Source organism: Amycolatopsis sp. FDAARGOS 1241 (assembly GCF_016889705.1).
Classification (GTDB): Bacteria; Actinomycetota; Actinomycetes; order Mycobacteriales; family Pseudonocardiaceae; genus Amycolatopsis.
On the sequence record NZ_CP069526.1, the window covers coordinates 1,365,691 to 1,391,176 of the forward strand.

The window sequence follows — 25,486 nt, forward strand, 5'->3', positions numbered from 1 at the left end:
ACATCTCATCAGCCCTTACCCGACCACGGCCCCCTTTCAAAGCCCCACCGCCATCCATCCTCCCCCCCAACCAGACATTCCCGACCCACCAAGCCCGCCCCCTCCCCTTTCACTACTCTTCCCCTCGTCCACCAACGACACAGGAGGAAGCCGCGTGGCGGAATGGGCCGATTTGGTCGCGTTCATCAGGCACGAGTACGACGTGATCCGCGAGGAGCCCGAGGAGGTGCGTATCCGGATGGCGTTCGGGGACGACGCGGAGACGCGGGGGCGTGCGCAGGTGGTGGTGATCGCCCGGGAGGTGTTCGACCAACGTGAGGACTGGGTCCAGATCGCGACCCCGTTCGCTCGCGTGCCCGAGGTGGACCTGCTCGACGTGCTCACCGAGGTGGGTCACACGCTCGTCGTCGGGGGGATCGTGGTGATGGGGGAGCACCTGGTGCTGCGGCACTCGCTGCCGCTGGTGAACCTGGACATCAACGAGTTCACGGACCCGCTGGAGCTGGTCGCGGGTTCGGCGGAGCTCCTCGAGCAGCAGTTCACCGGACGCGACGACTACTGACCCGTCGCCCGGGGGCCTGCCGCGAACAGCGAGAGGCCCCCGGACCGCGCCCCGGACGGAGCCACCGCGGCGCAGTGCGTCCCCTGCCCCGGCAGCACGCCGTCGATCAGGAACCGGTCCGTTGTGGACACCACGCAGGGGCTGTTCTTGAAGTACGCACCGTGCCCCGCGCCGTCGTAGGTGAGCAGGCGCGCGCCGGTCTGGCGGGACACGTGCTGGGCCCATTCGTACGGCGTCGCCGGGTCGTAACGGCTGTTCAGCAGCAGGACCGGGGCCTGGCCGAGGAACCCGGGCCGGCGCTGCGGGTCGCGGACGGCGCCGGGCCAGCCGATGCAGCCGGTGGCCGACTTCCACGCCAGGGGCGAGAACCGGACGTCCGGCGCGATCGCCGCGAGCGAGTACCGGAACGTCTGCAGCTCGCCGAACCCGCTGATCGGCAGGTGCCAGTCGGAGCAGAAGATGCTGGCGAACGACGTGGGCACGGTGATGTCGCCGTACGCGGACTCCGCGGGTTTGCCGTCGCGCAGGCTGATCAGGTTCGTGGCCAGCTGATCCCACGACGGCCCGTAGAAGTTGCGCGTCACCATCCCCAGGAAGGCCACCGGGTCCAACGGGTCGTCCGGCGTGCTGAGCTGCCCGCGTTCGGCACGCGAGTACAGCGAAGCCATCAGTGCGTGCACGTCCTGGCCGTGCAGCGCGCACGAGGAAGTCGTGGCGCACCAGTGCGCGAACTGGTCGAACATCTCCTGCGTCGCCCGCGTCTGCGAGCTGAGGAACTCCCACGTGCTGCGCAGGGAATGGTCCATCGTCCCGTCCAGCACGACCGCGCGCACGCGATCCGGGTACCGCTCGGCGTACTCCTGACCCATGAGCGTGCCGTACGAAGTGCCGTAGTACGTCAGCCTGCTCTCGCCCAGCGCGGCGCGGATCGCGTCGATGTCGCGGGCGACGCTGGCGGTGTCGACGTGGTCGGCCAGCGGCCCGGTGGACTTCGCGCAGCTGTCGGCCAGCGCCCGGTTGCGCGCGGCGAGCTCCCTGAACTCACGGGGAGCCCGGGGCAGCTGATGCTCGGGCGCGGTCACGGCGTCGAGCCCGCACCGCACCGGGTTGCTGCGCCCGACGCCGCGCGGGTCGAACCCGACGGTGTCGAACCGCGCCGTGATGGCGGGCGACAGCGACCACCCGTCCTGCACCTCCGCCGCGCCCTCGCCGCCCGGCCCGCCGGGGTCCATGAGGACGGAACCGATGCGGTGCGCGGGATCGGTGGCCTTGCGCCGCGCGAGCGCGAGCCGGATCGTCCCGCCGCTCGGGTTCGCCCAATCGATCGGTACCGTGACCGTGCCGCAGTCGACGCCCGTGGCGTTCGGGCACGGCTTCCAGTCGATGCCCGCGGCACCGGCCGGCGCGGCGAGCAGGGCCGCGAGTGTGGGGACCGCCGCCGCGACGACGGTCAGCTTCCTGCCCAGGCCCATGGAGCCGCACCTTTCGCCGGCGGGTGAAGGTCAACCACGTGCCGGGGAATCTTGCCAGAAGATCACCGACCCGATTGGGTGAGGGTGCGGCGACGTCCCAAGTGGACCCCTAGGTACCCGAATTGCGTTCGGTGAGCGCCGTCGTACGTCCGGGCTAATGCGGTGAGCGCGACGAGTCAGAACCGAATCAGATTCTTGACAACGCTGACTAAGCGGGCGTTCACTGTCCGCGCCGGAAACAGGCTGTCACCCCTTGTGAAGGGAAGTACATGTCCGGAAACCGCACTCAACGCAGACTGCGCACCACCGTCCTCCTGGCACCCCTCACCCTGCTGCTGGCCGCGACCCCAGCGTTCACCCCGGCGTCGGCCGCGACAGCCGAGCCACCCACGACGTCGCCCGGAAACGGGCCGGCGACGATCACCGGTCCCGTCCCGTCGCACGCCAAGCCCGGCGACCCGTCGCACGACTACGTCTTCTACTCCACGCCGTTCGACCTGAGGAAGGCCGGTTACGAGGAGGAGGAGTTCTTCATCTCGGGCACCGCCACGCGGTACGACCCGAACCCGACCGTCGACGAGCAGAAGCAGGCCGCCACGCCCATCGGCACCACGCCGTACACCACGCGCATCGTGGTGCGCCGCCCGGTGAAGCCGGCGAAGTCGGCCGGCGTCGCGGTGGTCGACTGGCAGAACGTGACCGCCGGGCACGACATCGACACCGAGTGGGGCACGAGCGCCGACTACTACGTCCGCAACGGCTGGACGTGGGTGGGCGCCTCGGTGCAGCACGTCGGCGTGAACGGCGCCACCTCGGGCGCGACGGCGGGCCTCGGCCTCACCGAGTGGAGCCCGCAGCGCTACGGCTCTCTCGACGTCACCGACGGCGGCGCCGTGCTCGACGACTCGCAGTCGTTCGACATCTACACGCAGATCGCGCAGCTGCTGAAGGGCCGCGGCAAGAAAAACCCGTTGGCGGACCTCGGGATCGACCGCGTCTACGCGGGTGGCGCGTCGCAGTCGGGCCGCTACCTCGGCATCTACTACAACAGGATCCAGCCCCTGCGCCACGTCTACGACGGCTTCCTGTTCGCCCTCTCCGACGGCAACCTGCCGCCGCGCGCGGGCGTTGGCACCAAGGCCATCCGCGTGTTCACCGAGAACGACGTCTACCGCGGCGCGGGTGTTCCGGCCCAGCGCGTACCGGACACCGACTTCCTGCGCACGTGGGAGATCGCCGGCGGCTCGCACGTCCCGGCCTACTCCACCGGCACCGACCCGAACGACTTCCGCACCACGCTCGGCGCCATCCAGTCGCGCGAGTTCGGTGAGCAGGCGCCGTTCGACTGCACCAACCCCGGCCCCAGCCAGGTCGAGTCCTGGGCGGTCTTCCACGCCGCCTACGACGCCCTCGACAAGTGGGTCAGCCGCGGCCCCCCGCCCCGGCACGCGGAGCCCCTCGCGATCATCGACCCGGGCCCGCCCGCGACCCTCGCGCGCAACTCTCTCGGTCTCGCCCAGGGCGGCATCCGCTTGCCCGACGTCGACGTCCCGCTCGGCCTCAACGACGGCATCAACTCCCCCGCGAGCCTCGACAACCCCCTCAGCTCCTTCTGCGTCCTCTACGGCACCCACCGCGACTTCACCACCACCCAGGTGAAAGACCTCTACTACAACACCGACGACTACCGCCAACAGGTCACCGACGTCGCCACCCGCCTACAGCACCAGCACTTCCTCCTCCCCGAAGACGCGAAAACCCTGATCGAGCAAGCAAACAACCGCACGCTCTTCTAACCAACACACAATCCGCAGCCGGGTGAGCCCTTGTCAAGACCCGCTTTCGTCTTGACAAGGGCTCACCGGCCGTAGTCGCAATCACCCTTCGGGGGCGCGCGCAACCCAACGCTTACGCCACGCAACCCTCCCTACGCGACGCAGCTCCCTACGCCACGCTCCCTACGCCGCGCTACGACCGGTCCCCATAATCCCGCCAAACCCCACCAGCAGCCCTCTCGCCAACCCCATCCTTCCGATAATCACAAACCCCCTCCGGAAAGGCCTTTCTCAAGTCAGCCTTCTCCTCCGCGGTAAACCGAACGGGATAATCTCCGAAATCCACCGGCTTCAACCGGCACTTCAACACATCCATCGCCAACCCTTCCCCGGCAGCCATCCGCGTGTTCGACGCCACCGGGTACAACGCCCCGCACTGCCCCGAAGACGGATAAGTCAGCTTCTCCTGCACCCGCTGCGTCGCCGACACGTAACACCCGTCCGACAGCTCACGCGGCCGGTTGGCGATCACCTTCGCCGCCGCACTGCGACCGGAGCGATCCCGGTCGATCGCCGTCAGCCACCGGTCCATCGCGTCCAGCTCATACGCACTCGCGGCCGCCTGCTCCGCTCCCGTCGCGTGGTTCGCGATGATCACCTGGTTGGCCGCGGTCCCGGTGGCCTGCAACAACCGCTGCCGCACCACGAACGACCACTCCGACGTGTGGATGTCGTTGCCCGCGCCGGCGAAGTCCAGATCCGTGCGCTGGTCGATGATCGGCGTTGAAGCCAGGCCCTGCGAGGCCGAGTTGAAGATGTCGTCGCGGTACAACGCGTCCAGCGCCTTCGGGTCCGCCGCGCTGCGCGCCGCCACGGGCTTCCCGGTGTAGTCCAGCCCGCCGATCGAAGCGTTCAGCGAAACGAACTGCTCAGCCGAGATCTGCCCCGCCTGCAACGCTTTCAGCCCGTACTGCACGCCGACGTTGTCCAGCGTGTTGCGCACGAACCCCGTCTTCGGATCCCGGCCGAGCTGGTTCGCGAACTGCTCGTTCGAGTTGCAGATGACGCCGTGCGGGTTCGTCACCGGGTCCCATCGCACGGCCACGGGGATCGCCGAGTTGCAGCTGTCGGTGGCCGTCGCGCGGCTGGCGAAGGTCTGGTCCCACGAAACGCAGGTGGAGTAGGCGTTCCAGCCCGCCACCGCGAGTTTCTGCGCGTCCGTGAACGAAGAGTTCGCGAAGTACCGGTTCAGCAGCCGGCAGTCCGCCACCGGGCCCGCCGTGGTGATCGGGTCCGGAAAGGACACCCCGGGGATGATGCCGTCGACGATGCCGGGGTAGTTCTCCGCGATGTCGTACTGCTGGATCGCGCCGCCGGAGCCGCCCCAGCCGATGGTGTGCTGCACCGGGCCGTAGGTCTCGACGAAGTGCTCCTTCACCATCATCGCGGCTTCGGCCGAGATGATGGGGCTGCAGTTGTTGTCCAGCACGTTCAGGCTCGACGACGCGACCGCGTACCCCTGGCCGAGGAAGAGGTCGTTGAGCACGCCACCGGTGCCGGCGCCCTGGTGGTAGCCGGAGTTGCAGCCGCCGCCGAAGGTGTAGACCAGCTTGCCGTTCCAGCCCGGTGCCGCGGTGAACGGCGACGGCGTGGCCGGTCCGTCCGCCAGTGCCGCGATCTCGTACACGGCGCGGTCGATCGTCCCGCGCTCCACGCGCACGACGTACGGCACGCTGCGGCCACCGACGGTCGCCGTCGCGAGGTCGGCCGGACGGCTCGCCGGGTCGGCCAGCGCGGCGAACTTCCCCGCGGTGCTCTTGTACTGGTAGGTAACCTGGGTCGGCGCACTGCACAGCGGCATCGTCGCCGGCGGCAGCCCGAACGCCGTGGTCTCGCAGTAGAACGGCTTCTGCTGCCGGCCGGAGAACACCGGCCCGGTGATCGCGTGGTTGACCACGCGCACGCTCGCGCGGTCATCGTGACCGGCCGTGGCGACCAGGTCGGTAAAGCCGGTGCGCAGCCCGCTGACCAGCCCGAGCAGGCTGCCGTCGGGTTCGCTGTGGAACGCCTGCGTGACGTCGTGCCCGCCCGCGGAAACCCGCACTTCACGCGCGGATCTCGCGCCCGGCGGGGTGACTCTGACCAGGACCTGGCCTCCGCTCACCAGATCGGGACGGGGGTTCGAGACGGTCGTGATGCCCAGCCGCGACTGCTGGTGGGCGGGTGCCGCGACGGCTGCGGCCGCCGCGCCGGTGAGGAGGATCGGTACGGCCAATGCGGCCAGCACCGTGGTCGAGCGCCAAGTACGGTTGTTCACTTCGCACCTCGTTGCTCACGGCACCGCTCGGTGCGGTGCCACGCAAGAGCCGGGTATAGCACGCGTTCCTCGGCCAGAACAACATTCGGTTGACCACCGAACCGGCCGAGTTGATCACGGTTCCTCGGATCACCAAGAGGTCACTCAGAACTCAGCCCGATAACAGGTCTGGGCAACTCCGTGATCTGTCTGTACTGTTCGTCGCGTCCGAATCGGATTCTGCTTTGCCGGTATCACTGCAACGAGGCGGTGGGGTGAGCGTGGTCGAGGATCCTGTCCTGCTGCGGGCGGAGGGGCTCAACGTCTCCTTCGGCGGGCTCGAGGTGCTCAGGCGGGTTTCGCTGGAGGTGCGCGCCGGTTCCGTGCTCGGCGTGATCGGCCCGAACGGCGCGGGGAAGACCACGCTGTTCAACACGATCTGCGGGTTCGTCCGGCCCGACGCCGGCACGATCACCTTCGGCGGCCAAGAGCTCTCGCGCCCCCGGCCCGAACAGCTCACGCGCCACGGCATCGCCCGCACGTTGCAAGGTCTGGGTCTCTTCGCCGGATTGACGGTGCTGGACAACGTGGTCGCGGGCGCCACGCACCGCTCGCGCACCGGCTTCGTCGGCGCGCTGCTCGCGTCACCGTGGGCCGATCGCGACGAACGCCGGCTCGCCGCGCGGGCGCGGGAGGTGCTGCGCGAGCTGGGGATCGAGGGCGACGCGAACCGGATCTGCGCGGGATTGCCCTACGGCGTGCGCAAACGCGTCGCCCTCGCGCGCGCCCTGGTGAGCGAACCCCGGCTGCTGATGCTCGACGAACCCGCCGCCGGTCTGTCGGCGAGCGAGGTCGGTGAGCTCGCGGACATCGTGCGCGGCCTGGTGCCCGACACCACCGTGATGCTCGTGGAGCACCACATGGACTTCGTGATGAACCTGTGCGACCGGCTCGTGGTGCTCGACTTCGGCGAGGTCATCGCGCGCGGCACGCCGGCGCAGGTGCGCGCCGACCCGCAGGTGCAGCGGGCCTATCTGGGTGACCCCGTGGCGGCTGTCGCGGGAGAGGGCGGGGCGAATGCTTGACGTCAGCGGGCTGGTTGTCGACTACGGTCCGGTGCGGGCGCTGGACCACGTGGACCTGTTCGTCGAACGGGGTTCGATCACTGCGGTGCTCGGGGCCAACGGCGCGGGCAAGACCACGTTGCTGCGCGCGCTCTCGGGCCTGCACCGCCCGCGCGACGGCGCCGTGCGGCTCGACGGCCACGAGATCGGCCGGTTTTCCCCCGAGGACCTCGTGCGCCTCGGCGTCGCGCACGTGCCCGAGGGCCGCGGCGTGATCGCCGAGCTGACCGTGGAGGAGAACCTGCGCCTCGGCGGCCTGTGGCGGCGCGACCGGCGCCGGCTGCGCACCGGCACCGGGGAGATGTACGACCTGTTCCCGCCGCTGGCCGAGCGCCGCCACCAGCGGGTGGAAGCGCTTTCCGGCGGTGAGCGCCAGATGCTCGCGATCGGCCGCGCGCTGATGAGCCGGCCCGAGCTGCTCCTGCTCGACGAGCCGTCGCTGGGCCTCGCGCCGCGCGTCTCGGCGCGGATCGTGGCCGTGTTGCGCACTCTGCGGGAGGAGAACGGGCTCACGCTGCTGCTGGTGGAGCAGAACGCGGCGACCGCGCTCTCGGTCGCCGACCGCGCCGTTGTCCTGCACCTCGGCCACAAGGTCGCCGACGACACCGCCGAGACCCTCGCGGCCGACGACCGCGTGCGCCGCGCCTACCTGGAGGTGTGAATGGGCCGCTTCCTCGACCTCACTCTCGCCGGGCTCACCAGCGGGGCCGTGTACGCGGCCGTCGCGCTGGCGCTCGTGCTGATCTGGCGCTCCACGCGCATCGTGAACTTCGCGCAGGGCGGCATGTTGATGATCACCACGTTCATCGCCTACACGATCGTCTCACACGGCGGCTCGTACTGGCTCGCGCTGCTCGTGGCGATCGTCAGTGGACTCGTGCTCGGCGCCGTCGTGGAACGGGTGCTGGTGCGGCCGGTGGAGAAACGGCCGCCGCTCGACGCCGTCGTGGTGACTTTCGGTCTGCTCGTGCTGCTGCAGGGCGTGGCCGGGATGCTGTTCGGCGGCACGCCGCGCTCGTACCCGCCGGCGTTCGGCATCGCCGGTTTCAAGGCGGGTGACCGGCAGTTGCTGTTCGCGCCCAACGACCTGTGGATCGTGCTCGTGGTGCTCGCCGTGATGGCCGCGCTGGCGCTGGTGTTCCGCAAGACCTCGCTGGGCTTGCGGATGCGGGCATCGGCGTTCGCGCCGGAAGTGGCGCGGCTGCTGGGTGTGCGCGTCGGGCGGATGCTCACCGTCGGGTGGGCGCTGGCCGCCGCGGTCGGCGCGCTCGCGGGTGTGCTCATCGCGCCCAGTACGTTCGTCAGCCCGACGGCCTTCGACGCTGTGCTCGTCTTCGGCTTCACTGCGGCCGTGATCGGCGGGCTCGACAGCCCGCCTGGCGCGGTCGTCGGCGGGCTCGCACTCGGCGTCGTGCTCAGCTACGTCGCCGGATACCTCGGGTCCGACATCGTCACGTTCGCCTCGCTCGTCGTGCTCATCGGAGTGCTCATGGTGCGGCCGCAGGGCCTGTTCGGTTCGACGAAGGGACGCCGGGTATGACCGCGCTCGCCGCAGCGGCGCCGGTACGCTTCTGGCGCCGGTCCACAGTGGTCCGCCACCTCACGTGGTCGGTGGCCGGCCTGGTCGTGCTCTACTTCGTGTCCACCTCGCTCGACTCGTTCGCGAACCTGCAGCTGGCCCAGATCTGCTACACCGCCATCGCGACGGCGGGCCTGACCGTCCTCTCCGGACTGTCCGGTCAGATCTCCCTGGGCCACGGCGCGTTCGTCGCCGTCGGCGCCTACACCACGGCGCTGCTGCTGGAGCACCTCGAATGGTCGCTGCCGCTCGTGCTGCTCGGTTCGGTGGTCGTCGGCGGAGCACTGGGCTCGCTCGTCGGCGTGGCCGCGGCGCGGCTGCGCGGCCCGTACCTGGCGGGCGCGACGCTGGCGCTCGCCGTCGGCCTGCCGTCGCTGGCCGACTACCACGCCCTGCGCGATGTGCTCGGCGGCGCCAACGGCCTCATCGTCACCTCCGAGCCGCCGCCGCTGTCGCTCGGCGAGACGTTCCCGCTCGAACGCTGGCAGGCCTGGATCTGCGGGTTCTGCCTGGTGCTCACGTTGTTCCTGCTCGCCAACCTCACGCGCAGCAAGATCGGGCGCGACATGCGGCTGGTGCGCGAAGACGAGCAGGCGGCCGCGTTGTCGGGCGTGCACGTCGCCCGCACGCAGATCGTCACGTTCGGCATCAGCGCGGCGTTCGCGGGCCTCGCGGGCGGGCTCTTCGCGATCGTCAACAGTCTGGCCGCGCCCGGCGCGTTCACGCTCAGCCTTTCGCTGTCCCTGCTCACCGCGGCCGTGCTCGGCGGGCTCGGCAGCCTTGCCGGCGCGGTCTACGGCGCGGTGCTCGTGACCTTGCTGCCCAACTGGACCGCCGACCTCGCGCAGCACGCCGACCTCCCGCGGGCGATCTACGCGAACATCCCGCTCGTGCTCTACGGGCTGGTGCTGATCGTGGTGATCGTCGCGTTCCCCGGTGGCATCCAGTCCGGGGTCCGCAAACTCGGCGCCCTCGCCAGGGCGCGCCTGAACCGTCCACAAGAGCCGGACAACCACCAGGAGCCGAGATGAAGACCGTCCGCCGATCCGCCTCCGTCGCGGTCGCCCTGACCGCGGCGGTCGCGCTCACCGCCACCGCCTGTGCTTCGGGCGGCGACGCCGGGGAAGCCACGCCGGGTGTCACCGCCGACTCCGTGACCATCGGGTCCACGATCCCGCTCACGGGCACCGCCGCACCGGGCTACAGCGAGCAGGGTCCGGCCGCCAAGGCGTTCTTCGACTACGTCAACGCGAACGGTGGCATCAACGGCCGCAAGATCACGCTCAAGTACCTCGACGACGCCTACAACCCGGCCCAGACCGTCACGCTCACGAAGCAGCTGGTGCTGCAGGACAAGGTGTTCGCGGTCGTCGGCTCGCTCGGCACACCGACGCACACCAAGGTCGTCGACTTCCTGAACTCCTCCCGCGTGCCGGACCTGTTCGTCGCGTCCGGCTGCACCTGCTGGGACCAGCCGAAGAAGAACCCCTACACGTTCGGCTGGCAGCCGGACTACACGGTCGAGGGCAAGATCCTCGGTGACTACGTGAAGAAGAACTTCGCGGGCAAGAAGGTCGCGTACTTCTACCAGGACGACGACTTCGGCCGCGACGGCATGAAGGGTCTCGACAAGTACGTCGACCAGAGCCAGGTCGTGTCGCGCCAGCCGTACCAGCCGGGCAACACCGACGTGGCGGCGCAGGTGTCGGCGATCGCCGCATCGAAGGCCGACGTCGTAGTGCTCGAAGCGATCCCGGCCTACACGGCATTGTTCAAGCTGACGTCGCTGAAGCTCGGCTACTCGCCGACGCTGGTGGCCTCCAGCGTCGGTGCGGACCCGATCACGGTGTCCGGGCTGCTGGAGAACTTCGCCAAGCAGGCCGGCTCGTCGGTGAAGGGCCAGGACCTCATCGAGGGCCTGGTGACTTCGGCCTACCTCCCGCCGCTCGACGACACGAGCAACTCGTGGACCGCGCTGTTCAAGAAGATCCACGACCAGTACATCCCGAACGTCCCCTTCGACGGCAACGTCTACTACGCCATGGCCTACGCGTACACCTTCACGCAGGCGCTGGCGCGGGCCGGGCAGAACCCGACCCGGCAGGGGGTCATCGACGCGCTCGAGAAGGGCGGCCTGACGGGACCCGGCCTCGTGCCGTTCCGCTACGGCAAGGATTCACACGCCGGCTACACCGGCGGGCAGATCGCGACCGTCAAGGCGGGCAAGCAGGTGCCCTCCGGCTCCCCGCTCACCACGGACGACGGTGACGGCCCGATCACGGCCTATACCCAACCGCAACCTCAGGCTCCGGCCAACGGCATCCCCGCGGCGTGAGTTCGTCCGGCACAATCACGCCATGGCCATGACGGAGGCGACAGGGAGCAAGCGGGCGCAGGCGACGCGGGCGCTGCTGCTCGAAGCGGCGGGTGAGGTGTTCACCGCGGCGGGCTACGACCAGGCGAGCATGGCCGCGATCGCCGAGCGGGCGGGTGCCAGCATCGGCAGTCTGTACCACCACTTCGCCGCGAAGTCCGATTTGTACATAACCCTGTACACCGAGTACAACCGCCGCCAGCAACACCGGTCCGCCAAGGCCTTCCGCACGGCGCTGGCACAGGGTGAGGAGGACGCGCTCCGGCTTTACATCGCCGGAGCGCGCGCCTACCTCGAAGGCTGCTGGCAGGAGCGCAAACTCGCCCGGCTGTTCCTGTCGGGCAACGGGCCCGCGGGCTTCGGCCTGCTGACGCGCGAACGGTTCCGGGAGTGGCTCACGGCCAACGCCACGCTGGTCAACGGCCACACCCGGCCGTTGTCGGACATGCTGGTGCTCTCGCTCACCGCGATGTCCACGGAGGCCGGCCGCGAAGTCGCGGCCGCGCCGACGAAGGCCAAGGCGACGCTGATGATCGAGGAGGTCCTCGAGCTGATGGGCCGCCTCTACCCCAAGTCGTGACGCAGGTCACCCCGGCTGGGTGAACGCGCGGGCCAGCAGCGGAAACGCCGGCCGCCTGGTCGGATAGGAGCAGGTGTGTCCGGTTTGTCGGGGTGGCGTTCCGCATCGGTGAGGCAGTTTCATTCCCTATGAATGTTTCTCTACTGGCACGACGCGACGGCACGACGGGGGCTGGACATGTGCGGGATCACGGGATGGGTGGACTTCGGCCGCGACCTCGCGGCTGAACGCGAGACGGTGGCGGCCATGACGGCCACCATGGCGTGCCGCGGCCCGGACGCGAGCGGGCTCTGGTTCGACCGCCACGCGGCGTTCGGGCACCGGCGGCTGTCCATCATCGACCTGGAACTGGGCAAGCAGCCGATGACGGCCGACGCCGGCGGCACCGTCGCCCTGACCTACAGCGGTGAGGTCTACAACTTCGCCGAGCTGCGCGCGGAGCTGGAGACGCGCGGGCACCGCTTCACCACGCACAGCGACACCGAAGTGGTCCTGCGCGGTTACCTCGAGTGGGGCGCCGGCCTGGCCGAACACCTCAACGGCATGTACGCGTTCGCGATCTGGGACCCGCGCGAGGAGCGCTTGGTGCTGATCCGCGACCGGATGGGCATCAAGCCGCTGTACTACTCGCTCCTCGGCGACGGGCTGCTGTTCGGGTCCGAGCCCAAGGCGATCCTCGCGCACCCGGACGTGAAGCCGGTGCTGGACGCGGACGGCCTGCGCGAGCTGCTGGTGTTCACCAAGAACCCCGGCCAGGCCGTGTGGGCCGGCCTGCGCGAGGTCGAGCCGGGCACGGTCGTGACGCTCGACCGCACCGGGCTCAAGGTGCGCCGCTACTGGCAGCTGCAGCCGGATGAGCACACCGACGACATCGGGGTGACCGTGCACCAGGTGCGCGAGCTGCTCGACGACGTCGTCCGGCGTCAGCTCGTGGCCGACGTGCCGCGCTGCGTGCTGCTCTCCGGCGGCCTCGACTCCAGCGTGCTCACGGCGCTGTCGGCACAGCAGCTCGCAGATCAGGGCGAGCAGGTGCGCAGCTTCGCGGTGGACTTCGTGGGGCAGGAGGAGAACTTCGTGCCGGACGCGATGCGGTCCACTCCGGACGCACCGTACGTGCGCGACGTCCACGAGCACGTCGGCTCGCTGCACCAGGACATCGTGCTCGACTCGGCGGAACTCGCCGACCCGGCCGTGCGGCGCGCGGTGGTGCGCGCCCGCGACTTGCCCACCGGCCTGGGAGACCTGGACGGCTCGCTGTACCTGCTCTTCCGCGCGATCCGCGAACGCTCGACCGTGGCGCTTTCGGGCGAGTCGGCCGACGAGGTCTTCGGCGGCTACGCGTGGTTCCACGACCCGCAGGTGCAGCAGGCCGACACGTTCCCGTGGCTCGCGCGCCGGCTGGCCTCCGGTGCCCGGGGTTCGGTGGCGGGGATCTTCGACCCCGGGTTGCTGTCCACTTTGGATCTTCGTGCGCACCTGCGCGACTCCTACTCCGCCGCGGTCGCGGAGGCCGGCACGCGGCCGGGGGAGACCGAGCACGAACGCCGCATGCGCGTGATCGGTTACCTGCACCTCACGCGGTTCGTGCGGATCCTGCTCGACCGCAAGGACCGGCTCAGCATGGCCAACGGCCTCGAGGTGCGCGTGCCGTTCTGCGACCACCGGCTCGTGGAATACGTCTACAACACGCCGTGGACCACGAAGACCTTCGACGGCCGCGAGAAGAGCCTGCTGCGCGCCGCGGCTCGCGACGTGCTGCCCGCGTCGGTGGCCGAGCGGGTGAAGAGCCCGTACCCGTCCACGCAGGACCCGAAGTACCTCGAGGCGCTTCGCGAGCAGGCCGGCGACCTGCTCGCCTCGCCCGCGCACGGCGTGTTCGACCTGATCGACCGCCGCGCGCTGACGGAGCTGCTTGCCCGAGAGGACACCGGTGGATTCCTCCGCCCGCAGTTGGAGCGTGTGTTGTTCTTCGCGACCTGGTTCGATCTGTATTCACCGGAGCTGCGGGTCCGGTGAGGCGAACCGGGTGAGGGTGAGGAGCGGGCCATGGTGGGCGAACCTTCGGACGTCGACGCCGACGAGGCGTTCCAGTTCGTGCTGTCGCTGCACCGGCTGCTGCGCGAGCTGCACCGGGCGGCGCCGCCTGACGGCCTGCCACGCACGCAGCTGCTGGTGCTCGCCAAGCTGGCTCGCTCCGGACCCCTGCGGATCGGCACGCTCGCCGAGGAGGTCGGCTGCTCCCAGCCCACGGCCACCAAGGTCGTGCACGCCATGGAGGACTCCGGCCTCGTCGCGCGCGCGGCCGACACGAGCGACAAGCGCGCGAGCTACGTGCACCTGACCCAGCAGGGCCGGCGCCGGCTCGCCGCGGTGGTGCGCGACGAGTCGCGGGTGCTCATCGAGCGGTTCGGCGACCTCGAACAGGACGAGGTCGAGCTGCTGCTCAAGGCCGGTGCGGTGCTGCGGCGGCTCACCGAGAGTTCCGCGCCGGAGATCGACATTCGACAAAGTTCTGGCGATCCGCAGTAGTTACCGATCCGACCACAAGCAGGCGGACACCCGACTGGATGTGTGCCGACGGTTTCCGCCGTGACTGTGGTCGGACCGGTAACGAACAGCACAGTATGTGAGACGGCGCGGGTCTCGAGGAGGAGACGGCCGAATGTTCGCTGAACCCGATGTCGAACGCGAGGACCGGCCCGACGGGAGTGTCGTCTTCCGCTCCCGCGCGCCGTTGGGGCCGTACCCGCGCAGCGTGGCCGCGATGCTGCGTGACTGGGCCGAAGCCGATCCGGCCCACCCGCTCGTCGCCGAACGCGCGGGCGACGGCTGGGCGACGCTGACCTACGGCGAGGTCCGCGACCGCGCCGACGCGCTCGGCCAGGCGCTGCTCGACCGCGGCCTCGGGCCCCACCGGCCGCTGATGATCCTGTCCGGCAACTCCGTCGCGCACTTCGTGCTCACGCTCGGCGCACTGACGGCGGGCGTGCCGGTCGCGCCGATCAGCGTCGCGTACTCCTTGCTCAGCACCGATCACGCGCGGATCCGGGACATCGCGTCGCTGCTGCGACCGGGCCTGGTGTTCGCCGAGGCCGGCGGTCCGTTCGCCGCGGCTCTCGCGGCTGTAGAGGGACCCGGCGTGGTGCTCGCCTACGATGTCGACGCGGTGCCGGGGGCGGAATCGCTGGATGACCTCCTGGCCACGGCGCCGGGCCCGGAATTGGCGGCCGCGTACGCCGCGACCGGACCCGGAACACTCGCGAAGGTGCTCTTCACATCGGGGTCCACGGGCTCGCCGAAGGGGGTGCTGAACACCCACCGGATGCTGTGCTCCAACCAGCAGGCGATCCGGCAGGCGTGGCCGTTCCTCGCCGGCGAGCGCCCGGTGCTCGTCGACTGGCTGCCGTGGAGCCACACCTTCGGGGGCAACCACAACGTGGACCTGGTGCTGCGCAACGGCGGGACGCTGTATCTCGACGACGGCAAACCGGCGCCGCAGCTGTTCGGCCGCAGCCTGGAGAACCTGCGGTCGGTGCCGCCGACGCTGTACTTCAACGTCCCCGCGGGTTATGCACAGCTCGTGCCCGTGCTGGAGCGGGACCCCGAGTTCGCGCGCGTGTTTTTCTCGCGTTTGCGGCTGCTGTTCAACGCGGCGGCCGCGTTGCCGGCGGCCTTGCGCTCGCGGCTGGAAGCTGCCGCGGCGGCGGCCGGCGCCGATGTGCCGCTGACCGGCTCGTGGGGTGCGACCGAAACCGCGCCCGCGGTGACGAGCGCGCACTTCCCGTTCACCGACGCGCGGTGCATCGGCGTGCCGCTGCCGGGGCTCGCGGTCAAGCTGGCGCCCGTCGGCGAGGCGCACGAGATCCGGGTGCGCGGCGACGCCGTCACCCCGGGCTACCTGCACCGCCCGGACCTCACGGAGGCGGCGTTCGACGACGAAGGCTTCTACCGCACCGGCGACGCGGCCGTGCCCGCGTCCGGCGACCCCAACACCGGGCTGCTGTTCGGCGGCCGGATCGCGGAGGACTTCAAGCTCGACACCGGCACGTTCGTGCGCGTCGGGGCTCTGCGCACCGCGTTGCTCTCGGCCGTGCCGCTGCTCTCGGACGTGGTGCTCGCGGGGGAGAACCGCCAGTACATCGGAGCGCTCGCGTGGCTCAACCAGGCGGAAGCACGGCTCGCCGGCCCGCTCGACGAAGCCGACGGCTGCCTCGTGCACGCCGAGCTCGCCGGGCAGGTCGCGAAGCTGCTCGCGGCGATGAACTCAGTGGCCGGCTCGGCGGGACGCGTCGAGCGGCTCGTGGTGCTGGCCGAGCCGCCGGACCTCGACGCGGGCGAGATCACGGACAAGGGCTACCTCAACCAGCGCCGCGTGCTGGCCCGGCGCGCGGCGCTCGTCGAGCGTCTTTACGCTGATGAGCCGGACGTCGCCGTGATCGTGGCAGGCTGATCGGTTGGTGATACGTCAACAAATTGGGTAGAATCGCTCCATGACGGACCCACGCTGGCTCGACGAGCTGGAGCTGCACGTCTGGAAGAGCTACCACCTCCTCCAGCGGGCGCTGGGTGGCGCGATCGACCGGCAGCTCGTGCGCGACGCCGGGCTGTCCGGTGCGGACTACGCCCTGCTGGTGCCGCTGTCGGAGGCACCGGGCGACGTGCTGCGCATGCGTGACCTCGGCATGCAGATCAACTGGGACCGCAGCCGCCTCTCCCACCACGTGAGCCGCATGGAGAAGCGCGGCCTGCTCGTGCGGGAGGACTGCTCGGAAGACGCGCGCGGCGCCATGGTCCGCCTCACCCCGGCGGGCCGCGAGGCGATCGAAACGGCCGCGCCCGAGCACGTCGAGACCGTGCGGCGGTACTTCTTCGAGCAGATCGAGCCCGAGGAGCTCGAGGTCCTCGGCCGCGTCTTCGACCGCGTGCTCGCGCGCCTCAACGCCGACGACGAAGGCGGACCCTGCAGCCGCTGACGTCGCTCCCGCGGTCCGCTGACCACATGAGCGCCCCCGCTGACGGGCCCGCACCGCCGCCGTCAGCGCACCGTGCGGGCGTGGTCAGCGCCGAACCCCAGTCTTGGGTCATCGAACAGCCGAACCCGAGAAGGGAACAGCGAGATGACCACCAAGACCGTCCTCGTTTCCGGTGCCAGCGTCGCGGGACCGTCGGCCGCGTACTGGCTGCACCAGTACGGCTACTCCGTCACCGTCGTCGAGGCGGCGCCGCAGCTGCGGCCCGGCGGGCAGGCCGTGGACTTCCGCGGCGAGCAGATGAAGCTGATCGACGCGATGGGGCTCACCGACGACCTGCGCAAGTACGAGACGGGGATGGGCGACCAGCAGCTGCTGGACCCGGCGGGCCGTCCGGTGGCGACCATCCCGAGCAAGTTCATCAGCGGTGAGCTCGAGGTGTTCCGCGGCGACCTCGCCCGCATCCTCTACGACCGCACCACGGACTACACCGAATACGTCTTCGGCGACCGCGTGACGTCGCTGACCGAAACGGCCGACGGTGTCGAGGTGACGCTCCGGCACGGCGCGCCCCGCCGGTTCGACCTCGTGGTCGGCGCCGACGGTGTGCACTCCGGGGTCCGGACGGCCGCGTTCGGCGCCGAGTCGCGGTTCCGCACGGACCTCGGCTACCACGTCGCGGGCTTCACCGCGCCCAACCACCTCGGCCTGGACCACAGCGGCCTGATCTACAGCGAGCCCGGCCGCAGCGCGATGATCTACAGCAGCCGTGACGCCGAAACCGTGAACGTCGGCCTGTTCTTCCGCGGCGATCCGCGCGGCTACGGCCGCCCGGATCTCGAGCGGCAGCAGGAGATCCTCGCCGACGCCTACGCCGGTGCGGGCTGGGAGCTGCCCCGGCTGCTCGGCACCGTGCCCGCCGCGCCGGATCTGTACTTCGACTCCATCGGCCAGATCAAGCTCGACAAGTGGTCGAAGGGCCGCGTCGTGCTGCTCGGCGACGCCGCGTGGTGCGCGGGCCCCGGCGGCTCCGGCACCGGCTTGGCGATGATGGGCGCGCAGATCCTCGCCGGCGAGCTCGCGGCCGCGGGCGGCGACCACGTGACGGCGTTCGCGAACTACGAGCAGCGCCTGCGCAAGCCCGCGCACGTGGGCTACAAGAACGGCTCCGGTTCCGGCGGGTTCCTCGCGCCGGCGACGGAGAAGAACGTGCGCAGCCGCAACCGCATGTACCGCATGCTCGCCGGCCCGGTGTTCGGCAAGGTCTTCGACTACATGGGCTACCGGGCGGCCAACGCGGTCCGGTACCGCGAATACCCCGGCCGCGTCGCGAGCTGAGCGTTGCCTTGACGCACACGGCAAGGTCTACCGTCGCACGCATGCGGATCGGCGAGCTCGCCCGGCGGGCGGGGACGACACCACGGGCGCTGCGCTTCTACGAAGAACAAGGGCTGCTGCCGGCGGAGCGGTCGGCGAACGGGTACCGGGAGTACGACGAGGACGACCTGCGGCTGGTCACCGAGATCCAGACGCTGCGCACGGTCGGCTTCACCCTCGAAGACACCCGCCCGTTCGTCGACTGCCTGCGCGACGGCCACGAAACCGGCGACGCGTGCCCGGCGTCGGTCGAGGTCTACCGGCGCAAGCTCGCGGAGGTCGAAGACTGCCTGCGGCGCCTGGGCGCCGTGCGATCCGCGTTGCTGGACAAGCTCGCCGAAGCCTCCGCCCGGCCCGAAACCTGCCGGCTCGAACCGGCCATCACCGAGGAGCCCCAATGACGACCGACGCCACCTTCACCGCCGACGTCCTGGAGCAGGACAAGCTCGTGCTCGTCGACTTCTGGGCCGAGTGGTGCCCACCGTGCCGGATGATCGACCCGGTGCTGAAGGAGATCGCCTGGGAGCGCGCCGAGTCGTTGACCGTCCGCAAGATCAACACCGACGAGAACCCCGAAACAGCGCGGAAGTACCAGATCATGTCGCTGCCCACCCTGATGCTCTTCCGCGATGGTGAGCCGGTACGCTCCATCGTCGGTGCGCGGCCGAAGGCCCGGCTACTGGCGGACATCGACAGCGTTCTCGAATCGGCTGTCGCTAGGTGAACTCGCGACCGACCCGGTAAAAAGGGTGTGCACCGCTTTCCGGGGAGGTTTTCATGAACACGCTCGTGCGTTCGTTTCTCTTCCTCCGCCGCGCGGTCGGCGTGCTCGGGCTGGCGCTGCCGTTCGTCGTCGTCATCGGCAAGGAGCTGCTCGAGGGCGGCGGCCTGCTCGGCTCGCTGAGCGGCTACTACTACAGCGACTTGAGGAACGTCTTCGTGGGGACCCTGTGTGCGATCGGGGTGTTCCTGATCTCGTACCGGGGCTACGGCCGGATTGATGACATCGCCGGCAACGTCGCCGCGGTCGCCGCCATCGGGGCCGCGCTCTTCCCGACCTCGCCCACCGCGCCGACGCCGCTGGAACGCGCGATCGGCACCGTGCACCTCGTGTTCGCCGGGATCTTCTTCCTCACGCTCGCCTTCTTCTGCCTGTTCCTGTTCACCAAATCCGACGATCCGTCGCCCAGTTCGCGCAAAGCCGCGCGCAACACGGTCTACCGGGTGTGCGGTGCCGTGATGCTCGCCAGCTTGGCGCTGATCCTGATCAACGCCCTGTTCTTCGACGCCGCCACCGTCTCGCTGCACCCGGCGGTCTGGCTGGAGTCGCTGGCGGTCATCGCGTTCGGCGTCTCGTGGCTCGTCAAGGGTGAAGCGCTGCTGGCGGACCTCCCGCACGAGCGGGCGGGAGCGGTCCAGACCAATCCCGCGTAAGCTGAGAGCGAGTCCAAACCGGACGTCCCGTTTCAGCTCGGGCTTCGGTGCAGGCGGCGGTAGACGGCCGACACCTGTGCCGGCCAGCCGACTTCGGCTTGGTCTTCGCCGCCTCGACCAACCGAGGCGGCCGGCGACCGCGTCTACGCGGTGATCCGCGGCGTCGGGCTGTCCGACGACGGCACGGTCAAGGGCGGCATGTTGCCGCAGGAGCACGGGCAGCTGCCGGCGCTGCGCCGCGCGTACCGCGACGCGGGAGTCGAACCCGGTTCGGTCGGCTACCTGGAAGCGCACGGCGCGGCGACGTCCGTGGGCGACGACGTGGAGATCAACGCGCTGGGCGAGCTGCGCCGAGACGCCACCGAGCCTGCCTACCTGGGTGCCGCGAAGTCCGTGGTCGGGCACTCGTTCGGCACGGCTGGGATCGCGGGGCTGATCAAGTCGGTCCATCCGTCCACAAGGGACAGATTCTGCCGCAGCCGGACTTCGAACCGGCGGGGCGCCTCGCACGACGCGGCGGACGCCGTGACGAAGCTGGTCACGGCGTCAGTGGCGCCCGAATCCGAGATGACGGGGGAGCCGGCGCCCGAGACGTACGCCTGCGTCGTGGCGCCGGGAGCGGAGGAACCCGCACCCGACCTGCCGCTGCTGGAGCTGGCAAGGCGAGCCGTCACGGGCGCTGGGCTGCGGGCCCGCGTACGGGCGGAGGCCGCTGTGCGCGCCACCGCCGGCCTGCCTGATCCGGCGCCGCCCGCCCGGCGCGGTGGCTGGTCTGCTGGTCCGGCGCCGCCCGCGCGGCGCTTTGGCTGGTCTGTCTTGTCCGGAGCCGTCTGCCGTCTGATCCGGTGCCGATCTGTCTGGTCCGGAGCTGTCTGCCGTCTGATCCAGTGGCGTCCTGCCTAACCCGGAGCTGCCCGCCGCCTGGCCCGACGCCCAGTCACGGCCTGATGCAAAGCTGGTCACCAGGAGCGCAGCTCACCTGGGCGCGGCCCACCCTCCCTCGGGTGCCGTCCCCTGTCCAGTTTACTGGCCGGCGCCGACGCTTTCGGGGCGGAAGCCCCAGCTCAGCGCAGCTGTCCACAACCCGATCGGGTGGGGATGAACGGCCGCGCAGCCGCCCGGTCAGCGCACGCTGCTGTTCCACCGCGCGATCCGGATCGAGGGAGCGTCGCTTCACCGCTTCACCGCTTCACCGCTTCACCGCTCCACCGCCCGGCAATCGGCTTCACTGCAGCTGGCCGGCACCCGGCTGCCGGCTTCCGACGCGGCGCACAGGTCTTCGAAGCTGATCGCTCCCGACGCCAGCTTGCCGGCATCGACGAACACGTCCTCGATGTCCGCCTGGCGGCCGCTCTCGAGCGCTCCGCAGCTGTGGTAACGGCAGGCATCGGCACGAGCGTGACGGGCCGGCCCCGGAGCGCGCCGAACCGCCCGCGCAGCGCGGGAAGGCTGCAGCCCTTCGGCCGGTCCAGCGCGGCGATCCGCGGGACCCTTCTTCACGCAGGCACTTGAGCTGGTCGCGACGCCCTTCCGGCATGCTCACTCAGCCGCTTCGTCGGTGACCGGCGGCAGGCCCTGCATCTGGCGGTACCGGTCCATGATCGTGGTGATCGCCTGCAGCTTCTCCTCGCGCATGCCCGCGGCGCGCATCGCCACGGCCCGTACCCCGGCCGGGCGCATCGCTTCGAGGGCGCCCAGGTCGGGCCGCACGTTCCGACCAGGTCCTCGTCGAAGAAGTACGCCCCGGACACCTCGAAGAACTTCGCGAGGGCGGCCGGCGGCTCCTGCGACGGGTTGGTCCGCTTGCCCGTGCGCAGCTGCGAGAGATACACGGCGGCCGACCTTCAGATCGGACGATCGGGCCTTGAGCTCGGCCACGACCTCGTCGTTCGTCCAGTGCTTGCCCTGCAGCCGCAACCGTCCGGAACAGGTCGTCGAATCTCGCGGCCAGTGTCGGCCACTCGTCGTCACTGGACATGGCCGCCCCCTTCGGCCACCGCGATTGCTCTCAGCTAGTCCGACGAGCGCAGATCGGCTGACAGTTGATAATCAGAACCGACGTCCACCCGACTGTGTCCGGAATGAGTCAGCTGGCAGTTATCTCGACAACCCGTGGCTCAGCGGTTGGGCGTCGCACCGCTGCGGGGGCGGCGCTGGGGTGTCGCTTCGCCGGTCCGCCGGCCGGACCCGGGGGCAGGCCGGCGTCAGCGCACTGCCTCCGGGCCGGCGAGCTGCGCCCATTCGTCCGCCCAGCGCGCCGCGCGCTTGTGGTCGAGCACCCGCCGCGCGATCCAGAACGCGCCGGCGAGCACGCCGATCGCGCACAGCCACGTGAAGGTGCCCACGAGCACACCGTTGGTCACGGCGTCGGCGTGGGTCAGCGGCGCGGTGGTCTGCTTGCCGTTGTCGTCGAGCCAGATGGGCGCCTGCGCGCCGGGGTTGCCGGCTCCCGCGGGCACCGTGACGACGCCGGTCTGCGGCGAGCCGTTCGGCAGCTGCCAGGTGGCGTTCACGCGCGAGCTGTGCGCGATCGGGGCGCTGTCGCCCACCGACGCCGGCTTCGGCGCGGGCGCGAGCACGGTCGCGGTCACCTGGTGGCGCGTCTTCAGCTGCGCGTCGGACGCCGCGGTCTCGTGCGACACATCGGCCTTGCCGAGCATGATCACGAACGGGAGCGCGATGAGCGACACGAGCACCGCCAGGCCGATGAGGAGGCCCTCGATCCGGTCGGAGCGCCGCATCAGCGGATTGCGTGCGAACCCGACTCGTCGAAGGAATCGGGTGAAGAGAAGTGGTGGTCTGCCTGCCCGGGCCTTGTTCCGCATGTCCTCCATGGTCCTCCGCTGCGCTCGTGCGCGCTGTGTCCCGGACAACGTTTTCTATGGTTTTCCTGGGAAAACGGTGTGTTCCTCAGCACGCTCAAGGTTGTCGGGCCACGTGTGGGTGAACGCGATCACTTCGGACGGTGATCAACGGCCGAAGTTCCCCGGCCGTTGAATGCGCCTCGGTGAAACGACGTCCGGTTGGTCCGTTCAGTGGGCGGAATGCCGGCGTGATCGGCCGGTGATCGGACGGTGATCGGGCGACGGGGGCCCGCTCGGGCTCAGTCGACGAGCCGGACCGTGGCCGTCGTGCTGTAGGACTTGCGGCGCGTGATGCCGTGCTCGGCGACGATGCTCAGCTGGATCGAGCGGTCCGCCGGGGCCCAGTAGCCGGTGCGCACGAAGTAGCCGTCCATCGTGCAGAGGCGGTTGGCGGACTTGCGGGCGCTGATCGTCTCCCAGCCCCAGTGTCGTCCGCTGGCTTCGACGCCGTTGCGCCGGACCGACAGGCGCGGGTTCCCCACTTCGCGGCAGTAGGCGCTGCCCTCCGAGATGTAGAGGACGCCGTCGACCTTGTAGAAACGGTTGCCGTCAAGGAGCGCCACTTGCCCGGACAGGGTGATCGAGACGCGGGCGCCGTCGTGGCCGTCCATCGTCCAGTCGATGCAGAATTCCTTCGCCGGAGCTTCGATCGACTGGGTCATGACCTCGTCCCCTTTGCGGTTCGATTCGGAGGGTCGATTAGAAGATAGGGATTACCGGCGAGTCGGGAAGGTTTCGCGTAGGGTTTTCACCCGATGAGGCCCATGGTCCGACAGATTGTGTTTCATGCATGAATTCCCGTCATATTTCAGCGCACCGGGTGATAGCGGATACGAAAAGTGAATTCGCATTACCCGAAACCGGTCACGCGCCACCGGTTGGATTGGGCATTGTGGGTCTCGCTCGGGGCCGGCCGTGTCGGCAGCGTGAGCATTCTTATGACGCGCGTCATAGTGAGTCGATCAGGGCCGCCGTGCTACCCATGGCTCATGACGAGTGTCATAACGGTCGTCGAACCGGCCACCCTCGAAGCCGTCACGGCCCTGGTCCGGGCGTGCTCGCCCGAGAGCCTCGCGTGGCGGTTCACGCTGCCCGGACGCCCGGATCCCGAACGGATCCTGGTGCGCTACCGGCCGTTCCTGCTCGCCGGGGAAGCGCTCGTCGCGATGGCCGGCGACGCGCCCGTGGGACTGGTGAACCTCATGGTCGACGGCGAGCGGCGCGCCGAACTCGGGGTGCTCGTGGCCGACGCCTGGCACCGCCGGCGCATCGCCAGCACCCTGGTGCGGTACCTGTTCGACGATCCCCGGCACGCCGGCTGGACCGTCCACGCGACCGTGTTGGTCGGCAACAACCCGGCCCTGGGGCTGCTGCGCGCCCACGGTTTCCGTGGCGTCCCGTCGTTCGAGCGCGGCGAGCTCGAGTTCGAGCACGCTATTATGACCGATGTCATGGAGGAGGTCGCCGATGGCGGAATCGGAGAGGCCGGCGCGGGACCGGATGGTCTTCAGCGCCGCGCAGCTGGTGCGGACGCGGGGCGTCGGTGGCACGGGCATGCGCGACGTGGTGGAGCACGCGAAGGCGCCGCGGGGGTCGCTGCAGCACTACTTCCCCGGCGGTAAGGAGCAGCTCGTCGCCGAGGCCGTCGACTGGGCCGGCCGCTACGCCGGGCGCACCGTGCGGCGCACCGCCGAATCCCTCGAAGAAGCGACGCCCGGAAACCTCTTCGCCGCCCTGGTTTCCCGGTGGCGAGCGGAATTCACCGGCGCCGGTTACGACGCCGGTTGTCCGTTGGTCGCCACGGTCGCCGATTCCGCTGCGCTGAGCGAAAAGCTGCGCGAGAGCGCTGCCGCCGCGTTCGCGGAATGGCGCAAACCGCTCGTGGGCGCACTCGAAGACCTGGGGGTGCCGCCGGTTCGCGCGGGTTCGCTCGCCGTCTTGATGATCAGCGCGCTGGAGGGCGCCATCGTCCTCGCGCGGGCCGACCACTCCGTGGCGCCGCTCGACGCGGTGGTCGAGGAACTGCGGCCGCTGCTCGACGGCGCGGTGGACAAGCGCCGCCGCCGGACCGCGCAGCTCTAGCGGGGGCCGAGCTTCGCGCGCAGGTTCGCGACCGTCGCCGGGTCGTGCAGCAGCTTGGCGAAGTGCTGCGACTCCACCTCCATCCGGTCGCGCACGGTCGTGTCGGTGGTGTCGCGCAGCAGCTCGCGGCTCAGCGCCAGCGACAACGGCGGCTGAGCGGCCAGCGCGGCCGTGCGATCCGCGACGCGCGCCTCCAACGCCTCCGCATCCGGCAGCACCTCGTTGACGAGTCCGAGCCGGTGGGCCTCGGCGGCCGGCACGCGGTCGCCGAAGAGCAGCAGTTCCGCCGCGCGCTGCGGGCCGGCCAGGCGGGGCAGCACATAGCTGCTGCCGAACTCCGGCACCAGCCCCAGCGACGTGAACGGGAACTGCAGGTAGCTGCGCTCGGTCGCGTACACGAGGTCGCAGTGCAGCAGCAGTGTCGCGCCGATTCCGACGGCCGGCCCGTCGACGGCGGCGACGACCACCGAACGCGCGGCGAGCAACGCCTCCTGGAACCGCCGCACCGGGGTGTCGGGACCGCCCCCCGAGTCGGCGGCGAGGAAGTCACCGAGATCGTTGCCCGCGGTGAACGCGCCGCCCGCGCCGGAGAGGACGACGACGGGCGTCTCGGCCGTGTCGAGCACCTCCGCCAGCGCCGAGTACATGGCCTTGGTGAGCGCGTTGCGCTTGTCCGGGCGGTTGATCGTCACGGTGGTCACCGTGGCGCCGGCGACGACGTCGATGCTCATGCCCCGGAGAGTTCCACAACCGGACTCAGCGGGGCAACGCCACCTCGGCCGGCGCCCGCAGCGCGGCCTCCGACGCCGAACCCGGTTCGGGCGAGTGGGCGACCACGTACTGACCGGGACCGGTTCCCACCGCGAGCCGCTGCGAATCCGGCGTCGCGGGGCCGCCGCGGAGCAGCTCGCGCGACTGGGCGAGCTCAGCCGGCCGTCACTCGGGTTCCCTCACGACGTGCTGCGCAGCGAGCGGATCATCACGACCGCTTACCGCG

At 70.2% G+C, this 25,486-nt stretch carries 26 protein-coding genes; 19 read left to right on the forward strand and 7 right to left on the reverse strand.

Translation table 11 applies throughout. The features are described 5' to 3' along the window. Window positions 1-154 precede the first annotated feature (154 nt). Entirely contained in the window at window positions 155-562 is a 408-nt protein-coding gene (locus I6J71_RS06710; protein ID WP_204093924.1) for a hypothetical protein, read from the forward strand. On the opposite strand, the gene I6J71_RS06715 is transcribed toward I6J71_RS06710, so the two are convergent. Beyond that, window positions 556-2,034 (reverse strand): alpha/beta hydrolase, encoded by a 1,479-nt coding sequence (locus tag I6J71_RS06715; RefSeq protein WP_204093925.1) that lies wholly within the window; start codon window positions 2,032-2,034, stop codon window positions 556-558. The genes I6J71_RS06710 and I6J71_RS06715 overlap by 7 nt on opposite strands. A 269-nt stretch (window positions 2,035-2,303) precedes the next feature. Here I6J71_RS06715 and I6J71_RS06720 point away from each other — a divergent pair, with 269 nt between their 5' ends. Then, window positions 2,304-3,830, forward strand: a complete 1,527-nt coding sequence (locus I6J71_RS06720) for an alpha/beta hydrolase domain-containing protein (protein WP_204093926.1) — start codon at window positions 2,304-2,306, stop codon at window positions 3,828-3,830. Between the two features lie 172 nt (window positions 3,831-4,002). Here the strand turns inward: I6J71_RS06720 and I6J71_RS06725 are convergent, their stop codons facing one another. Beyond that, entirely contained in the window at window positions 4,003-6,126 is a 2,124-nt protein-coding gene (locus I6J71_RS06725; RefSeq protein WP_204093927.1) for a DUF6351 family protein, read from the reverse strand. A 254-nt stretch (window positions 6,127-6,380) separates the two neighbouring features. Here I6J71_RS06725 and I6J71_RS06730 point away from each other — a divergent pair, with 254 nt between their 5' ends. The 15 genes from I6J71_RS06730 (at window position 6,381) to I6J71_RS47730 (ending at window position 20,446) form a co-directional block, all read left to right on the forward strand. Then, on the forward strand, window positions 6,381-7,190 hold the full coding sequence (locus I6J71_RS06730; protein ID WP_239154476.1) for an ABC transporter ATP-binding protein: 810 nt from the start codon (window positions 6,381-6,383) through the stop codon (window positions 7,188-7,190). Continuing rightward, a complete protein-coding gene (locus I6J71_RS06735; protein WP_204093928.1) occupies window positions 7,183-7,890 on the forward strand; it encodes an ABC transporter ATP-binding protein in 708 nt (235 codons plus the stop codon). Before I6J71_RS06730 ends, I6J71_RS06735 begins: the two co-directional genes overlap by 8 nt. Beyond that, the gene (locus I6J71_RS06740; RefSeq protein WP_204093929.1) at window positions 7,891-8,769 is read left to right on the forward strand and encodes a branched-chain amino acid ABC transporter permease; all 879 of its coding nucleotides are present in this window, start codon (window positions 7,891-7,893) and stop codon (window positions 8,767-8,769) included. Next, on the forward strand, window positions 8,766-9,839 hold the full coding sequence (locus I6J71_RS06745; protein ID WP_239154477.1) for a branched-chain amino acid ABC transporter permease: 1,074 nt from the start codon (window positions 8,766-8,768) through the stop codon (window positions 9,837-9,839). The genes I6J71_RS06740 and I6J71_RS06745 overlap by 4 nt, the downstream gene beginning before the upstream one ends. Next, window positions 9,836-11,143 (forward strand): ABC transporter substrate-binding protein, encoded by a 1,308-nt coding sequence (locus I6J71_RS06750; RefSeq protein WP_204093930.1) that lies wholly within the window; start codon window positions 9,836-9,838, stop codon window positions 11,141-11,143. Before I6J71_RS06745 ends, I6J71_RS06750 begins: the two co-directional genes overlap by 4 nt. A gap of 22 nt (window positions 11,144-11,165) precedes the next feature. Next, a complete protein-coding gene (locus tag I6J71_RS06755) occupies window positions 11,166-11,762 on the forward strand; it encodes a TetR/AcrR family transcriptional regulator (RefSeq protein ID WP_239154478.1) in 597 nt (198 codons plus the stop codon). Between the two features lie 177 nt (window positions 11,763-11,939). After that, the gene (gene asnB / locus I6J71_RS06760; RefSeq protein ID WP_204096916.1) at window positions 11,940-13,778 is read left to right on the forward strand and encodes an asparagine synthase (glutamine-hydrolyzing); all 1,839 of its coding nucleotides are present in this window, start codon (window positions 11,940-11,942) and stop codon (window positions 13,776-13,778) included. Between the two features lie 30 nt (window positions 13,779-13,808). Further along, window positions 13,809-14,291, forward strand: a complete 483-nt coding sequence (locus I6J71_RS06765; protein WP_204093931.1) for a MarR family winged helix-turn-helix transcriptional regulator — start codon at window positions 13,809-13,811, stop codon at window positions 14,289-14,291. Window positions 14,292-14,424: 133 nt separating this feature from the next. Beyond that, window positions 14,425-16,212, forward strand: a complete 1,788-nt coding sequence (locus I6J71_RS06770; protein ID WP_204093932.1) for a feruloyl-CoA synthase — start codon at window positions 14,425-14,427, stop codon at window positions 16,210-16,212. A gap of 40 nt (window positions 16,213-16,252) precedes the next feature. After that, window positions 16,253-16,735 (forward strand): MarR family winged helix-turn-helix transcriptional regulator, encoded by a 483-nt coding sequence (locus tag I6J71_RS06775; protein WP_204093933.1) that lies wholly within the window; start codon window positions 16,253-16,255, stop codon window positions 16,733-16,735. Window positions 16,736-16,879: 144 nt separating this feature from the next. Next, window positions 16,880-18,070: an FAD-dependent monooxygenase gene (locus I6J71_RS06780; RefSeq protein ID WP_204093934.1), complete on the forward strand. Its 1,191-nt coding sequence runs from the start codon at window positions 16,880-16,882 to the stop codon at window positions 18,068-18,070. A gap of 41 nt (window positions 18,071-18,111) precedes the next feature. After that, the gene (locus I6J71_RS06785; protein WP_204093935.1) at window positions 18,112-18,510 is read left to right on the forward strand and encodes a MerR family transcriptional regulator; all 399 of its coding nucleotides are present in this window, start codon (window positions 18,112-18,114) and stop codon (window positions 18,508-18,510) included. Next, window positions 18,507-18,833: a thioredoxin gene (trxA, locus tag I6J71_RS06790; protein WP_204093936.1), complete on the forward strand. Its 327-nt coding sequence runs from the start codon at window positions 18,507-18,509 to the stop codon at window positions 18,831-18,833. Before I6J71_RS06785 ends, trxA begins: the two co-directional genes overlap by 4 nt. Window positions 18,834-18,886: 53 nt before the next feature. After that, window positions 18,887-19,543 (forward strand): DUF998 domain-containing protein, encoded by a 657-nt coding sequence (locus tag I6J71_RS06795; RefSeq protein WP_204093937.1) that lies wholly within the window; start codon window positions 18,887-18,889, stop codon window positions 19,541-19,543. Window positions 19,544-19,693: 150 nt separating this feature from the next. Next, window positions 19,694-20,446: a hypothetical protein gene (locus I6J71_RS47730; protein ID WP_239154479.1), complete on the forward strand. Its 753-nt coding sequence runs from the start codon at window positions 19,694-19,696 to the stop codon at window positions 20,444-20,446. Window positions 20,447-20,740: 294 nt separating this feature from the next. Here I6J71_RS47730 and I6J71_RS06805 read toward each other — a convergent pair whose 3' ends face one another. From I6J71_RS06805 to I6J71_RS06820, 4 genes are all read right to left on the reverse strand, one after another. After that, a complete protein-coding gene (locus I6J71_RS06805; protein WP_204093938.1) occupies window positions 20,741-21,043 on the reverse strand; it encodes a hypothetical protein in 303 nt (100 codons plus the stop codon). A gap of 39 nt (window positions 21,044-21,082) precedes the next feature. Further along, window positions 21,083-21,253: a hypothetical protein gene (locus I6J71_RS47735; protein ID WP_239154480.1), complete on the reverse strand. Its 171-nt coding sequence runs from the start codon at window positions 21,251-21,253 to the stop codon at window positions 21,083-21,085. Window positions 21,254-21,747: 494 nt separating this feature from the next. Next, on the reverse strand, window positions 21,748-22,284 hold the full coding sequence (locus I6J71_RS06815) for a hypothetical protein (protein WP_239154481.1): 537 nt from the start codon (window positions 22,282-22,284) through the stop codon (window positions 21,748-21,750). A 362-nt stretch (window positions 22,285-22,646) separates the two neighbouring features. After that, window positions 22,647-23,069 carry a hypothetical protein gene (locus I6J71_RS06820; protein ID WP_204093940.1) on the reverse strand — a complete coding sequence of 141 codons (423 nt, stop codon included), beginning with the start codon at window positions 23,067-23,069 and terminating at the stop codon, window positions 22,647-22,649. A 327-nt stretch (window positions 23,070-23,396) separates the two neighbouring features. Here I6J71_RS06820 and I6J71_RS47740 point away from each other — a divergent pair, with 327 nt between their 5' ends. Continuing rightward, window positions 23,397-24,029 carry a GNAT family N-acetyltransferase gene (locus I6J71_RS47740; protein ID WP_239154482.1) on the forward strand — a complete coding sequence of 211 codons (633 nt, stop codon included), beginning with the start codon at window positions 23,397-23,399 and terminating at the stop codon, window positions 24,027-24,029. After that, window positions 23,962-24,489, forward strand: a complete 528-nt coding sequence (locus tag I6J71_RS06825; protein WP_239154483.1) for a TetR family transcriptional regulator — start codon at window positions 23,962-23,964, stop codon at window positions 24,487-24,489. Before I6J71_RS47740 ends, I6J71_RS06825 begins: the two co-directional genes overlap by 68 nt. Here I6J71_RS06825 and I6J71_RS06830 read toward each other — a convergent pair. Next, window positions 24,486-25,220: an enoyl-CoA hydratase-related protein gene (locus tag I6J71_RS06830; protein ID WP_204093941.1), complete on the reverse strand. Its 735-nt coding sequence runs from the start codon at window positions 25,218-25,220 to the stop codon at window positions 24,486-24,488. The genes I6J71_RS06825 and I6J71_RS06830 overlap by 4 nt on opposite strands. Window positions 25,221-25,486: the final 266 nt, after the last annotated feature.